The sequence below is a fragment of the Hymenobacter sp. UYAg731 genome, assembly GCF_054061335.1.
Map to the genome: position 1 here is coordinate 165353 of NZ_JBSSEC010000007.1, position 15003 is coordinate 180355.

Genomic DNA, 15003 nt, shown 5'->3' on the forward strand with positions numbered 1-15003 from the left:
TTTAGCGTTGGGGTTGGAACCGGCCATTTTTTTGAATTAATAATTAAGAATTAAAAATTAAGAATTGACACGTTAAAATCCGCCGCCAAAACCTAATTTTTAATTCTTAATTCATAATTATTAATTAAATTATTTGTAGCTGCGCTGGGTCAGCTTCACATTTTCGAATACAAGCTCTTCCTTATTGAGCTTTTCGGGCTGGTTTTCGCCCGTATACTCCCAGGCGGCCACGTAGGCGTAGTTTTCGTCGTCGCGCAGGGCCTCGCCCTCGGGGGTCTGATATTCCTCGCGGAAGTGGCCACCGCAGCTCTCGTTGCGGTCCAGCGCGTCGTCCACCATTAGCTCGCCGAGTTCGATGAAGTCGGCCACGCGGCCGGCTTTCTCCAGCGCCTGGTTCATTTCCTCGCCGCTGCCCACCACTTTCACGTCGTTCCAGAACTCCTTTTTCAGCTTCTGAATCTCAGCTTTGGCATGGCGCAGGCCTTCGGCGGTGCGCGCCATGCCGCAGTATTCCCACATAATGTGGCCGAGAATCTTGTGGAATTCGTCGGGGGTACGGTTGCCTTTGATGTTGAGCAGTTGCTCGGTGCGGGCCTGCACGTAGGCTTTCGACTCGGCAAAGGCGGGGTGGTTGGTGTCCACCGGCTTGGGCGGCGTGCTGGCTAGGTAATCGCCGATGGTGTAGGGGATTACGAAGTAGCCATCGGCCAGGCCCTGCATAAGGGCCGAAGCACCGAGGCGGTTGGCACCGTGGTCCGAGAAGTTGCACTCGCCGGTGGCGTACAGGCCGGGCACGGTGGTTTGCAGGTTGTAGTCAACCCACAGGCCGCCCATGGTATAATGCACCGCCGGGTAAATCCGCATCGGCAGCTTGTAGGGGTCTTCGTCGGTGATTTTCTCGTACATGGCAAACAGGTTGCCGTACTTCTGGCTCACCGCTTCAGCTCCCGTACGCTTGATGATGTCGGCAAAATCGAGGTACACGGCCAGGCCGGTGCTGCCCACGCCACGGCCTTCATCGCACATCAATTTAGCGTTGCGCGAAGCCACGTCGCGCGGCACCAGGTTACCAAAGGCAGGATATTTACGTTCCAGGAAGTAATCCCGGTCTTCCTCCTTGATGTCGGTCGCGGTGATTTCACCTTTGCGCAGGCGCTCGGCGATTTCCCTGGTAGCGGGCACCCACACGCGACCGTCGTTGCGGAGCGACTCCGACATCAGCGTGAGTTTCGACTGATAGTCGCCGCTTACGGGGATGCAGGTGGGGTGAATCTGGGTGAAGCAGGGGTTGGCGAAATAGGCACCGCGCTTGTGCGCCCGCCAGGCGGCGGTCACGTTGCAGTACATGGCGTTGGTGCTCAGGTAGAACACGTTGCCGTAGCCGCCGGTGGCCAGCACCACCGCGTGGGCGGCGTGGGTTTCAATTTCGCCGGTGATAGTATTGCGCGTCACGATGCCACGGGCCTGGCCGTCGACCACCACCACGTCGAGCATTTCCGAGCGGGTGTACATCTTCACTTTGCCGTAGGCAATCTGACGGCTCAGGGCCGAGTAGGCTCCCAGCAGCAGCTGCTGTCCGGTCTGGCCCCGGGCGTAAAAGGTTCGGCTCACCTGGGCACCGCCGAAGGAGCGGTTGGCCAGCAGGCCGCCGTATTCGCGGGCGAAAGGCACGCCCTGGGCCACGCACTGGTCGATGATATTGACCGATACCTGAGCTAGGCGATACACGTTGGCTTCGCGGGCGCGGTAATCGCCACCCTTGATGGTGTCGTAGAACAGGCGGAAAACGGAGTCGCCGTCGTTCTGGTAGTTCTTGGCGGCATTGATGCCGCCCTGCGCGGCGATGGAGTGCGCGCGGCGGGGCGAATCGTGGTATGTGAATGCTTTAACGTTATAGCCCAGCTCGGCCAGCGAGGCGGCGGCCGCGCCACCAGCCAGGCCCGTGCCGACCACAATCACGTCGTATTTCCGCTTGTTGGCGGGGTTCACGAGCTTGACGTTAAACTTGTGCTTGTCCCATTTTTCGGCGAGGGCGCCTTCGGGAGTTTTGGAATCCAACAGCATAGAGCGACGGAGTGATGGAATGACTGAGTGAGGGAGTGATAGGGTAACAACCAAACGCCGCTAGTGTTAGCGCGTTAGGCTGGTTTTACCGCTCCGAATCAATTAAAAAGCCGAGGCCACGGTGTGCAGGAATGCCGGCGCGTTGGCGGCCATTTCTCCCTGCGCATTGGTGAACAGGAAGAAGTAGATGGGCATGGAAGCAAAGCCCGCCGAAACCACCACGGCGAAGGCGTAGCCCACGTACTTGATGAGTGGGGTATACTTGCGGTGGTTCAGGCCCAGGGTCTGGAAGCCCGAGCGGAAGCCGTGCCACAAGTGGTAGCCGAGGCTGATTTGGGCGGCTACGTACAGCAACACGTACCACCAGATGTGAAACGACGATACCACGGCCATGTACAGGTTGTCGTAGTCGCTGGTCAATGGGTCGGCACCGCCCATACGTGGCAGGTCGCCAGCAAAACGGGCGCGCCAGAAGAAGTTGTAGAGGTGAACAATCAGGAAAATCAGGATGATGGTGCCCAGGATGCCCATGTTGCGCGAGGTCCATTCCGAATTCTGCTCCGAGTGGTTGCTCACGTAGCCTTGCGCGCCCCGGGCCGCTTTGTTGCGGCGGGTGAGCACGAGGGCTTCAAAAATATGGAAGCCGAAACCCAGCACCAAGCCCCACTCGATGGTGCGGATGATGGGGTTGGTGCCCATGAAGTGAGAGTAGGTATTGAAAGCCGCGCCCTGGTCGTGCTTGAATAACTGCAGGTTACCAATCAGGTGAACCACCAGGAACGTGCATAGAAACAGGCCCGTAACGGCCATAACTATCTTCCGGCCGATGCTGCTGGTTAATGTTTTTGTTATCCAACTCATAAAGTAGCCAAACTAGGGAAGTGAAGAGGTGTGTTTTGGTTGCTCAAAGGTAGCCCTCACCCGCTAACCGGGCAACGGACGGGCCCGATTCTTGCAAGGGCAAGCCTGCCAAAAAAAACATTGCGGGGCGTGGTGAATCTATCCGCTGCCGGCATCGTTAACACGCACGGGCGTGGCGATGTTACGCAAACAGCAAAGGCCGCCGGAGCCAAACAGTAAAAGTTGGCTTCGCTGGTTGTCGCCCGGGACGGCATCACGGTTTTCCTTTCTAGTAATTGACTTGGTATGGTACAGTTTACTATTTCGCGGAGTGGAGTACTGGCGCGGGCGGCGTTTCTGATGATGGTGCTATTGGCCGGGCTGGGCCTGAAGCCCGAGGTAGCCCGGGCGTCTCACATCCGGGCGGGCGACATTCAGGCCAAGGTGGATACCACGGCCAGCCCGAACCCGCGGCGCATTTTTTTTAAGATGATTCTGTACCTCGACATCACCCGGGGGCCCACTTCAGTGGACCAGCCCGAGGCAATTATTTTTTTCGGCGACGGCACGTCGAGCTGTAGCCCGGGCATTGCCCGGCCGGGCGGGCGGCTGCCCATCCCCGGCAATACCGATACGGCCCTCAGTATTTATTACTTCGAGCACACTTATCCGGCTACCGGCAGCTACACCGTGGGCTTTGTGGGCGAAAACCGCAACGGGGGCGTCGTCAATATGAGCAATCCGCTCGACCAGTCGTTCTATATCAGTACCAAAATCACCATTGACCCCGCGCTGGGACTGAACCATTCGCCGGTGCTCACGGCCCCGGCCATCGATAAGGGAGCCATGGGGCAGGTGTTTCTGCACAACCCGGCGGCATATGATGCCGACCACGACTCGCTGTCTTTCCACCTGCGCACCAGCCAGAAGGAGCCCCGGCTGGCCTCCACTATCGTGGGGCCTCCCTGCCCCGGCGCTACCGGCGACAATACACCCCGGCCCGTGACGGTGCCCGATTTCAAATACCCCAACGACCCGGCCATTGCGGCCGGCCCCGTGACCGTGCCCTACGGGGGCGTGCCGGGTGACCCCATCGGCGGTAATCCGGCCATCTTTGTGCAGGACGTGTACACCGGCCAGATTACCTGGAATGCCCCCCTGAACGCTGGCCTCTACAACGTGGCAATGGTGGTGGAGGAATGGCGGCGCACGCCCCTAGGCCGCCGGCTTATCGGGGAGGTGATTCGGGACATGCAGATTGAAATCAAGGCCACCAATAACCAGCGGCCTACCCTGACCATTCCGCCCGACATCTGCGTGGTGGCCGGGCGAACCGTGACCGGCAACGTGACCGCCGTGGACGGCGTGACCGCCGGCAGCGCCCAGACTCCCATTGCGCTGTTTGCCTACGGCGGCATTTTCCCGCCCGCTACCTTCCGGCAAACGACGACCGGCCCGCCGCAGGCCGCCGGTACTTTCAACTGGCAAACCACTTGCAGCAACGTAGCCGCGCTGCCGTACCAGGTGGTGTTCAAAGCGCAGGACAGTCCGACGGCCCCGACGCCGATACTGATAGATGAGAAGACCTGGCGCATTACCGTGGTGGGGCCGCCGCCCCAAAACCTGCGGGCCACGCCCACGGCGGCGGCGGGCGGCTACAACGGCATGGTGCTGAACTGGGATGCCTACACCTGCGCCAACGCGGCCCGCATCTATATTTACCGCAAGGTGAACCCCTCCACGTTCACGCCGGGGCCATGCGATACCGGCATTCCGGCCTCGGCGGGCTACGTGCGCATTGGCACGGTAGCGCCCAATGCGACCACCTTCACGGATTTGAACGTGGACCCCGCCACCAGCACCACACTGGGCTTAGACCGGGGCCAGAACTATTGCTACCGTATTTATGCCGACTTCCCGCTGCCGGCCGGCGGCCAAAGCATCGCCTCAAACGAGGCCTGTGCCCAGGTATCGGGCCGGGGCGCGATGCTGACCAACGTGGACGTGGCCACCACCAGCGCCACCACCGGCCAGATTGCCGTGCGCTGGACCCAGCCCCGTCCCATTGGCGGGGGCGCGTTCACGGGCACGCCGTCGTACGTGCTGTCGCGAGCCGAAGGGCTGAACCCGGTTACGTTTGTGCCGGTGGCCCACGGCCCGTTCACGACCCTCACCGACACGAGCTACGTGGACCTGGGGCTCGATACCCAGAATAAGCAGTACACCTACAAGCTGGAGTTCGTCCGCACCTTCGCGCCGGGGCAGGGTACCACGCTCACCGAGGCATCGCCCACGGCCAGCAGCGTCCGCCTCACGGCGCTGCCCAACAACCCGCCCACATCCATCACCCTGAACTGGACGTACCAGGTGCCGTGGAATAATTCGGGCAAGCCAGTTACCATCTACCGCCGCGATGGGGCCACGGGGGGGCTGGTGCATGTTGGCACTGCCCCCACGGGGGCCATCGGTGGCACGTTCACCGACCGCTCCTCCACGCTGGTGAAGGGCCAGAACTACTGCTACTACGTGCAGACGGAGGGCAGCTATGCCGGCTTCCCCTTTCTGAGCTCGTTGCTGAACCGCAGCCAGGAGCAGTGCCTGACCCTTAACTCGCCGCCCTGCACGCCGGTGCTTACGCTGCTGCCCACCAATTGCGACAGCCTGGCCAGCCTGCCCGAATTCCCGGGCCTGCGCGAGCGCTATACCAACCGCCTGCGCTGGACGGTGGGCACCACGCCCGCCGGCTGCGATGCCAACATCATCAATTACCGGGTGTATTACCGGCCCACGCCCACGGGGCATTTCACGCTGCTGGCCACTACTTCGTCTACCAGCTTCGTGCATTCGGACCTGGCCTTCTCGGGCGGGTGCTACGCGTTGCAGGCCGTGGTGGCCAGCGGTGCCGTGAGCGACACGAGCAACGTGGCCTGCCAGGATAATTGCCTGTTCTTCAAGCTGCCCAATATCTTCACGCCCAACGGCGACGGCCAGAACTCGGTGTTCAGGCCCAAAAACAACAGCCCCGTGCGGCGCATCCACTTCCAGGCCTTCAACCGCTGGGGCACCAAGGTTTTCGAGAACACTACCACGGCCGATGACCCCATCCTCATCAACTGGGACGGCGGCGGCCCCACGGGCGAATCGGGTAATGGAACCAGCGCCAAAGTGGTTGATGGCGTGTATTTCTACCTGGCTGAGGTGGAGTTCGCCGATTTTGCCAACACCAAACGCACGTACAAAGGTTGGGTCGAAATTGTCCGGTAGCTGGTGTCCGCCAGTTTTGGCTCAAATGTTAAATAATTAGGGGAAGCCCCGCAAAAAAACACTCTGCTCGGAGCGGTTTTTGCGGGGCTTTCTGGTTGGAAACGCGGTTGGGCGTACGGCAGCGGCATTCGCTTTCGGCCAAAGGCCACGCAACTTTTTCATCTCCTGTTACTTCTCGTATAGCTTCGCGTTGCAGGGCTTGCTTTTTGCAACCGCTGCCGCGTAAGGCTAACGACTTTTCTTTCCTTCGTTCAACATTATATGATACAATTTCTTCTACTCCGGGGTGGGGCAGGTGCGCGGCTGGCATTGCTCTTGTTGCTCATAATGACCGGGCTGGGCCTGCGCCCCGATGCGGCCCGGGCCTCGCACCTGCGCGCCGGCGATATTCAGGCCAAGGTGGACACCACCATGCCTGCCAACCCGCGCCGCATCTTCTTTAAGATGGTGCTGTACACGGATAACAGCTCGTCGGTGAACCAGGATAATGCCACCATTTTCTTTGGCGACGGCACCTCCAGCTGCATCGATGGCATCCCGCGCGCCATAAAACGGGCCATTCCGGGCAACACCGATACCAGCGTCAATATCTATTACTTCGAACATATTTACCCCACCGTGGGGGGCTACAATGTGGAGTTCATCGGCGAAAACCGCAACGAAGGCGTGATAAATATGAGCGACTCAAAAAATCAGTCGTTCTACATCCGTACCTACATCACCATCGACCCCGCGCTGGGGCTGAACCACTCGCCCATTTTCACAGCCCCGGCCATTGACAAAGCGGCCACGAGCCAGGTGTTTTTGCACAGCCCCGGGGCTTACGATGCCGACCATGATTCGCTGGCTTTTCACCTGATGGCCAGCCAGCAGGTGCCGGCCGGCATCAAGGGTTCCGTGGGGGGCTTTCCCTGCTCGGGGCTGGGTGCCGGCACCGGTACCAATTCTCCCGTGGCCCAGCCCGTGCCCAATTTTCACTTTCCCAGCGACCAGGCCATCACCGCCGGCAACCCCCGGGCCGTGCAGGTGGCCTACGAAGGGGTGCCTCCTTACGTGGGAGGGCCAATAGGGGTGCCGGGGGCCGATGCCATTTTTGTGCAGGACGTGACCACCGGCCAGATTACCTGGAATGCGCCCGTGGCGGTGGGTTTCTACAATGTGGCCTTTGAAGTGGAGGAATGGCGGCACTTGCCGCTGGGGCGGCGGCTCATTGGCCGCGTGATTCGGGACATGCAGATAATCGTGACGGCTTCGGTCAATATCCGTCCCACCATCACCATTCCGCAGGACATTTGCGTAGTGGCCGGGTTGCGCATTACGGGAGCCGTGACGGCTGTGGACGGGGGGTCGCCCAGCAGCCCGCAATCGCCCATCACGCTATATGCTTACAGCGGCATTATCCCGCCCGCCACCTTCCGCCAAACGACGACCGGCCCGCCGCAGGCCGCCGGCACGTTTAGCTGGCAAACCGCCTGCAGCAATGTGGCTAAAGCCCCGTACTTGGTGGTGTTCAAGGCCCAGGACAACCCGGCCATACCTTCCACCACCAACCCGGCGCTGATTGACGAGAAAACCTGGCGCATCACGGTGGTGGGGCCGGCACCCCAGAACCTGCGCGCCACGCCCGCCGTGGCCCCGGGCGGCCTCAACAGTATGGTACTGAACTGGGATGCTTACACCTGTGCCAATGCGGCCAACATTTACATCTACCGCAAAGTGAACCCCGGAACCGCGCCGGGGGCGTGCGAAACGGGCATTCCGGCCTCCTCGGGCTACGTGCGCATTGCCACGGTAAGCCCCACCGTGACCACGTTCACGGACCTGAACGCGGACCCGGTGACGAAAGTGAACCGGGGCCTGGACCGGGGCCAGAACTACTGCTACCGCATTTATGCCGACTTCCCGCTGCCGGCCGGCGGCGAGAGCCTGGCCTCGAACGAAGCCTGCGCCCAGGTGGCCGGGCGCGGGGCCATGCTCACCAACGTGGACGTGGCCACCACCAGCGCCACCACCGGCCAGATAAATGTGCGCTGGACCCAGCCCCATCCGGTGAGCGGTACCTTCACCAGCCCGGTGCGCTACAACCTGTCGCGGGCCGAAGGATTGACTCCGGCAGCTACGGCCTTCGTGCCGGTGGCCCACGGCCCATTTACCGCGCTCACCGACACGAACTACCTAGACTCCGGCCTCGATACCCAGAACAAGCAATACACCTACAAGCTGGAGTTTGTGCAGCTCTTGGCCACGCCCATCAGCGAGTTTTCGCCCACGGCCAGTAGCGTGCGCGTGAGTGCATTGCCCGCCAACGTGGCCGCCACGGCCATCACGGTGAACTGGACGTTTAATGTGCCTTGGGACAATGCCACGCAGCCCACCACCGTCTACCGCCGCACTGGCAATGCCGGAGCATATGTGCGTGTCGGCACGGCGGCCTCCACCACTACTGGTGGCACCTACGCCGACCGTGACCCCGCACTGGTGAAGGGCCAGGACTACTGCTACTACGTGGAAACGAATGGCCGCTACGCCAGTTTCGATAGCCTGAATTCGCTGCTGAACCGCAGCCAGGAGCGCTGCCTCACGCTTATCTCGCCGCCCTGCACGCCGGTGCTCAAATTGCTGACCACCAACTGCGACAGCCTAGCCAGCTTGCCCGAATTCCCACGGCAAAACGAGAAGTACATCAACCGCCTGCGCTGGACGGTAGGCAACACGCCCGCCGGCTGCGACGCCGTCCCGGTGAGCTATAAGGTGTTTTACCGGCCCACGCCCACGGGGCGCTTTGCCCTGCTGGGCACCACCACTACCACCAGCTACGCGCACGGCAACCTGGCCTTTTCGGGCGGCTGCTACGCCATCCAGGCCGTGGCCAGCAGTGGCGCGGTGAGCGACACGAGCAATGTGGCCTGCCAGGATAACTGCGTATTTTTCAAGCTGCCCAACATCTTCACGCCCAACGGCGACGGCTCCAACGACCAGTTCCGGCCCAAGAACAGCAGCCCGGTGCGGCGCGTCCACTTCCAGGCCTTCAACCGCTGGGGGACCAAAGTTTTCGAGAACACCACCACGGCTGATGACCCCATCCTCATCAACTGGGACGGTGGCGGCCCCACGGGCGAAGCCAACGCGAAGGTGAAAAACGTAGACGGCGTGTATTTCTACTTGGCCGAGGTGGAGTTTGCCGACTTTGCCAACACCAAGCGCACCTACAAGGGTTGGGTCGAAATCGTCCGTTAATCACGGGTTTAGACTGATTGACACCTTGCGCTAAAGCGGAGACGACCATTGGGCCGGCTCCGCTTTTTTTTGGGCAATGCGGCTTTTTGTGCAGCTTGCGCCCGCTTTACTGCTGCTGAGGCAGCAGCCGGCCCGCATTTGCCAAATCCCACCACCCGAAAACCGCTAACCCCCGACTTCCGATGAATCCGACTCAATCCGTGCTATTTCCCGGCCAGGGCAGCCAGTTTCCCGGCATGGCCCGCGAGCTATTCGACCAGCACCTCGATGCCCGCGCCCTGCTCACCCGCGCCAACGACATCCTGGGTTTCAGCCTCACCGACATCATGTTCAGCGGTTCGGAGGAGGACCTGCGCCGCACCAACGTCACCCAACCAGCCATTTTCGTGCATTCGGTGGCGCAATTCGTGGCGCGGCCCGATTTCGCGCCGGCCAGCACGGCGGGGCATTCGCTGGGCGAATTCTCGGCATTAGTAGCCGCCGGCGTATTGAAATTTGAAAACGCGCTGCCGCTCGTGGCCCGCCGCGCCCAGGCCATGCAGGCCGCCTGCGAGGAGCAGCCCGGCACCATGGCCGTCATTCTCGGCCTCGACGATGCCACGGTGGAACGCATCTGCCAGGAAATCAGCGCTGGCGGCAACATGGTGGTAGCCGCCAACTACAACTGCCCCGGCCAGCTCGTCATATCCGGCTCGGCCGAAGGCATGGCCCAGGCCTGCGAAGCCCTGAAAGCCGCCGGTGCCAAGCGCGCCCTGCCGCTGCCCGTGGGCGGGGCCTTCCACTCGCCCCTGATGCAGAGCGCCGCCGCCGCCCTGGCCGAGGCCATCGAGAAAACCACTTTCAGCCCTGCCCGCTGCCCCGTGTACCAAAACGTGGACGCGCTGCCCCACACCGACCCGGCCGAAATCAAAGCCAACCTGCTGGCCCAGCTCACCGCTCCCGTGCGCTGGACGCAACTCGTGCAGCGCATGGCCGCCGATGGGGCCACCGACTTCGTGGAGTGCGGCCCCGGCAAAGTGCTGCAAGGCTTGGTGAAGAAAATAGTGCCCACGGCCACGGTGGGCAGCTTTTAGCAACCAATGAGGTAACGGCGCGGGTATTCCGGGTTTAAATTGGCCACTCGAGCGTCCTTTGGATTTGTGCTCAAGGGAAAGAGTTGAAGTCCGGAGTACCCGGGTTGGTGCGTCTCCGGCAACCTGTTTTTCGTAGCTGTCGGAAGCAAACTCCAGCCAGCGGCTGCATCTTCCGATTCTATGTCCCTCGCTCCCCGGCCCACCCGTGCTGCTCGCCGCCGTCCCCGGCCGCTCATTGGGCGGCTGGTGGCGGTGGGGGTACTGGTACAGCTGGCGTTGTTCGCCTACGTAGCCGCCCCGGGCCTGGCCGGCACCGGCGACTCGCGCTACTACCTCTACGCCGCCCAGACGCTGCGCGAAACCGGCCGGCTGCTCAATCCCGATGGCACGTTGTACCGCTTCTGGCCGCCGCTTTACCCGGCACTACTGGCCGCGACGGGCTCGCTGGCGGGAATCCGGCTGCTACACGGCGCGGCGCTGCTGGGTAGCCTGCTGCTGTGGGGCTGGCTGGGCCGGCAGCTGCTACCAGCCCGGCGGGCGCTGCTGCTGCCGTTGCTGCTGGCCCTGGGCACGCCCGGGCTGCTGGTGGGCAAGTTTGTGTGGGCCGAATGCGTGTTTACGCTGCTGGCGGCGGCCTACGCGGCGGCGGTGCTGCAATGGCTGCGCTCGGCCCGGGGCGAGTGGATGGCGATGGCCACGGTAGCCGGCCTGCTGCTGCCGTTGCAGCGCACGCTGGGGCTGTTTCTGCTGGCGGGGGTGGGCGGGGCACTGCTGCTGGGCAGCTGGCGGCACCTGGCCGTGCGGGGCCGCTGGCTGCTGCTACTGCACCTGCTGCTGAGCGGCCTGGGTGGCGTGCTGTGGCAGGCATATGTGCTGTTTGCGGTGGCTGCGCCCAGCCGCTACCATCCACCCCGGGGCTGGGGCCAGCTGCTGAGCTCGGCCGCCGACTATGGCTTCGTGTTGGGGCGCTGGCTGCTGCCGCTGCCCGCCTCGGCCCGGGCCGGCGGACCGGAATGGGCCTGGGTGGCGGTGTTGCTGGGGCTGTTTGTGGCCCTGTGGCCGCGTCGGCGGCCGTGGCGGCAAACGGGGGCGCTGGCCCCACCCGTCACCCCCGATGCGGAGGCGGCCAACACGGCCTTTCCGGCCACGCACGGCCTCAGTTTCAGCACGCAGCTGTTGCGGGATGCCCTGTGGGCCGGCGCCGTGGCGCTGGTGGTGCTGGTGGCCGTGCTCACGGTATTTGCCCAGAGCGCGGCCGGCGTTCACGACGCCGAGCGCTACGCCAGCGTGCTGTTTGGGCCGATAGTGATTCTGGTGCTGGCGGCATGGCCGGCGCGGGCTCCGCGCGGGCTGGGCGTGGGGCTGCTGGGGCTGTGGCTGCTGGCGCTGGCCTTTCGGGCGGGGCATGTGGCGCAGGATTTGCGCCGGGTGCCGCCGCTGGCTCCGGTTTCATTCCCCGGGCCAGCGCCGCACGGGCAAGGGGTCGGGGCAGCGCAGGAGTAGCGCGGCCACCGTCTCACCCAACTGCGGATGCACCAGCGAACCGGCGATTTCGGCCAGCGGCACCAGCGCAAACCGGCGCTCGGCCAGGCGCGGGTGTGGCACGCTCAGCGTGGGCGTGGCAACAATTTTCGGCCCGAAAAACAAGATGTCGATATCCAGCGTGCGGCTGCCCCAATGCTCCATTCGTTGGCGGCCGGCGAGTTGCTCCGCGACCTGGCAGGCCGCCAGCAACTCATCCGGCGCTAAAACCGTGCGCATGGCCAGCGCCTGGTTCAGAAATGCCGGCTGGTCTTCGCGGCCCCACGCCGCCGTTTCGTACAAGCCGGATGCGGCCATGATTTCCCCGGCTGTGGCCGCCAGCCGGGCGCGGGCCTGCGCCAGTAGCGCGGCGCGGTCGCCCAGGTTGGAGCCCAGCAGCAAGTAGGCCAATACGGGTTCGCCGCTCATGCCTGCCGTTTGAAAAATGCCGCCGTGGCCTCCGCAACGTGCCGGGCAGGGGCGGGCAATTCCGTTTCGCGCCACGGATGCGCGCCGCCAAACATGTGCGTGGCCCCGGGCACCAGCAGCAGTTCGGCATTGGGCTTTAGCTGCTGGAGCTTGTGGGCCGCCGCCACGCCCACCGTCTCGTCCTCATCGCCGTGGATGATGAGCAGTGGCTGCTTCAGCTTGCGGCGCACGTTGTGCGGAATATCGAGGCGATGGCGGTTGGCGTGGTAGTTCTCCACAATCTGGTATTGCATGGGCAGCTCCACGCCGGTCCGCATGTTGGGTACGTGCAGCACGCCCGTGCGCTGCCACTCATCAAACACCGCTTGGGGCCACTGCGGATGCACTTCGGCAATGGCGGCCCACGTCGCCACGGCCCGCACGCGTGGGTCTTCGGCCGCTTTCAGCAGCACCAGGCCGCCGCCCCGGCTGTGCCCGGCCAGGAAAAACCGCTGCAAATTCATCTCGGCGGCGGGTACGGGCGTGGCCCCGGCTGTAAAAAGCGCGTCGATTACCTGCCCGATATCATCAAGCTCAATGCTGAAATTATTGCGCCCGAAAGCGTCCAAATCCTCCAAATCGCCGGTGCCGCCCACCACCAGGCCGTTGTGCGACAGGTTCAGCTTCACGAACACGAAACCCTGCGCCGCGAAATAATCGGCCAGCAACGGGAAGTGCCCCCAGTCCTTGAACCCCTTGAAACCGTGTACGAACAGCAGCACGGGCTTCGCAAGGCCGGTGGCCTGATAGGTGGCGTCGGCCTCGAAGGGCCGGCCGTGGGCGGGGCCCGTGAGCAGGAAGGAGGCGTGAGTGAGCATCCGGCGAAGGTAGGAGCGAAGCGCAGCCAATTGGCCGCCGATGCGGTTATAATTCGTAGCCGGCCCAAAAGGTTGGGGCCGCGCTGGTGGCCCCTCCGCCGTTCTGCCGTATCATTGTCGCCGCAATGTCCCAACACTCTCCTTCATCCCTCGACCAGATTCAGGCCCCCATCGCGGCCGAAATGGAAGAGTTTGAGCACAAGTTCCGCCAGTCGATGCGCACCAAAGTGCTGCTCCTCGACAAGATAATGGGCTACATCGTGAAGCGCAAGGGCAAGCAGATTCGGCCCATGTTCGTGTTTCTCACGGCCCGCGCCACCCGCCTGGAGCCCGCCACCGGCGACCCGCTGCCCGATGCCAGCTTCCGTGGGGCCGCCCTCATCGAGCTGCTGCACACCGCCACCCTGGTACACGACGACGTGGTGGACGAGAGCAATTACCGGCGTGGCTTCTTCTCCATCAACGCACTCTGGAAAAATAAAATCGCGGTTTTAGTCGGCGATTATCTCCTCTCGCGTGGTCTGTTATTAGCCCTCGAAAACGACGATTTCGACCTGCTGAAAATCGTGAGCAACGCCGTGCGCGAATTAAGCGAAGGCGAATTGTTGCAAATCGAAAAGGCCCGCAAGCTAGACATCACCGAAGAGGTTTATTTTGACATTATCCGGCAAAAAACCGCGTCGCTAATCGCCTCTTGCACGGCAGTGGGCGCGGCCTCCGTCGGGGCCGACAAAGAAGTCATCGAGCGTGCCCGTTTATTCGGTGAAAAAGTTGGAATTGCTTTTCAGATTAAAGACGATTTGTTCGATTACGGCACCGCCGAAATTGGTAAGCCCGTGGGCATTGACATCAAAGAAAAAAAGATGACGCTGCCGCTTATTTATGCGCTGCAACAGGCTTCCTGGCTGGAAAAGCGCAAGGTTATTTTCAATGTAAAAAACAACGACGGCCACCGCGACCGGGTGCAGCAGGTCATTGAATTCGTGAAAAAATCGGGCGGCTTGGAGTACGCCATACAAACCATGAAGCGCTACCGCGATGAGGCGATTGCCATCCTGCACACCTTCCCGGAATCGCCCAGCCGCACGTCGTTGGAAGCGCTGATTAACTACACGATTGAGCGGGAAAAATAGAACCACGGATTCGCTCGGATTTTTCGGATTTTGTAGTCGACTGTTGGTTTTTATTACTGGCCTCTGAATTAGAGAAATGGACAATAAAAAAGCCTCTCGCACGAGAGGCTTTTTTATTGTAGTGAATATCGTCGACTAAAATTAGCAATCGACTACAAAATCCGTGGTCCTATTTTGACAACTGATAGCTCACGCTGCCGGGCTTCACCTCGCTCACTTTGAAGGTCACGCCATCGAAGGAGCTGTCGACTTCCAGGGTGTGGGTCATGTCGCAGCCGGGGCACTTTATCTGCTCAATTTCGTGGTTGTCGGCGTGGGCGGACGAGTCGGCCTGGTCGTTGGGGGCGGGCACGCCGATGAGGTCGGTGAAGACTTCGGTGTGGCAATGCTTGCACTCAAACTTGAGGCCGACGGTGCGGCCTTGCAGGTCGGCGAGCGGGGCGGGAGCGTTGGGTTGCTGATGAATCCACATAAGGAGCGGGCGTTTGGGAAAAGAAAGTGTGGGGTTGGGCCGGGGCCTTAGCTGGCTGTACGCGACTGGTTTGAAAAAAGATGAGCCGGCCGCCGCGCCGGGTTATTTTTGGG

General features: G+C 62.1%; 10 protein-coding genes. 5 read left to right on the plus strand and 5 right to left on the minus strand.

The window, feature by feature from the left end; genetic code table 11:
* Nucleotides 1-129: 129 nt before the first annotated feature.
* Nucleotides 130-2064, minus strand: coding sequence for a fumarate reductase/succinate dehydrogenase flavoprotein subunit (locus ACVWYF_RS20200; RefSeq protein WP_457071474.1), 1935 nt, complete (start codon nt 2062-2064; stop codon nt 130-132).
* 102 nt (nt 2065-2166) lie between these two features.
* Complete coding sequence (locus tag ACVWYF_RS20205; protein ID WP_457071476.1) at nt 2167-2874, minus strand: succinate dehydrogenase cytochrome b subunit; 708 nt, start codon at nt 2872-2874, stop codon at nt 2167-2169.
* A 336-nt stretch (nt 2875-3210) separates the two neighbouring features.
* On the opposite strand from ACVWYF_RS20205, the gene ACVWYF_RS20210 reads away from it, so the two are divergent.
* The 4 genes from ACVWYF_RS20210 to ACVWYF_RS20225 all read left to right on the plus strand — a co-directional run bounded on the left by ACVWYF_RS20210 (nt 3211) and on the right by ACVWYF_RS20225 (nt 11981).
* Nucleotides 3211-6168 (plus strand): T9SS type B sorting domain-containing protein, encoded by a 2958-nt coding sequence (locus tag ACVWYF_RS20210; protein WP_457071478.1) that lies wholly within the window; start codon nt 3211-3213, stop codon nt 6166-6168.
* A 261-nt stretch (nt 6169-6429) separates the two neighbouring features.
* A complete protein-coding gene (locus ACVWYF_RS20215) occupies nt 6430-9405 on the plus strand; it encodes a T9SS type B sorting domain-containing protein (RefSeq protein WP_457071480.1) in 2976 nt (991 codons plus the stop codon).
* Nucleotides 9406-9587: 182 nt separating this feature from the next.
* The gene (fabD, locus tag ACVWYF_RS20220) at nt 9588-10478 is read left to right on the plus strand and encodes an ACP S-malonyltransferase (protein ID WP_457071483.1); all 891 of its coding nucleotides are present in this window, start codon (nt 9588-9590) and stop codon (nt 10476-10478) included.
* Between the two features lie 180 nt (nt 10479-10658).
* Nucleotides 10659-11981, plus strand: coding sequence for a hypothetical protein (locus tag ACVWYF_RS20225; protein WP_457071485.1), 1323 nt, complete (start codon nt 10659-10661; stop codon nt 11979-11981).
* On the opposite strand, the gene folK is transcribed toward ACVWYF_RS20225, so the two are convergent.
* Nucleotides 11928-12428 (minus strand): 2-amino-4-hydroxy-6-hydroxymethyldihydropteridine diphosphokinase, encoded by a 501-nt coding sequence (gene folK / locus ACVWYF_RS20230; RefSeq protein ID WP_457071487.1) that lies wholly within the window; start codon nt 12426-12428, stop codon nt 11928-11930. The genes ACVWYF_RS20225 and folK overlap by 54 nt on opposite strands.
* On the minus strand, nt 12425-13285 hold the full coding sequence (locus ACVWYF_RS20235; protein ID WP_457071489.1) for an alpha/beta hydrolase family protein: 861 nt from the start codon (nt 13283-13285) through the stop codon (nt 12425-12427). The genes folK and ACVWYF_RS20235 overlap by 4 nt, the downstream gene beginning before the upstream one ends.
* Before the next feature lie 125 nt (nt 13286-13410).
* Here ACVWYF_RS20235 and ACVWYF_RS20240 point away from each other — a divergent pair, with 125 nt between their 5' ends.
* A complete protein-coding gene (locus tag ACVWYF_RS20240; protein WP_457071492.1) occupies nt 13411-14418 on the plus strand; it encodes a polyprenyl synthetase family protein in 1008 nt (335 codons plus the stop codon).
* Between the two features lie 169 nt (nt 14419-14587).
* Here the strand turns inward: ACVWYF_RS20240 and ACVWYF_RS20245 are convergent, their stop codons facing one another.
* On the minus strand, nt 14588-14890 hold the full coding sequence (locus ACVWYF_RS20245) for a hypothetical protein (RefSeq protein WP_457071494.1): 303 nt from the start codon (nt 14888-14890) through the stop codon (nt 14588-14590).
* Nucleotides 14891-15003 lie beyond the last annotated feature (113 nt).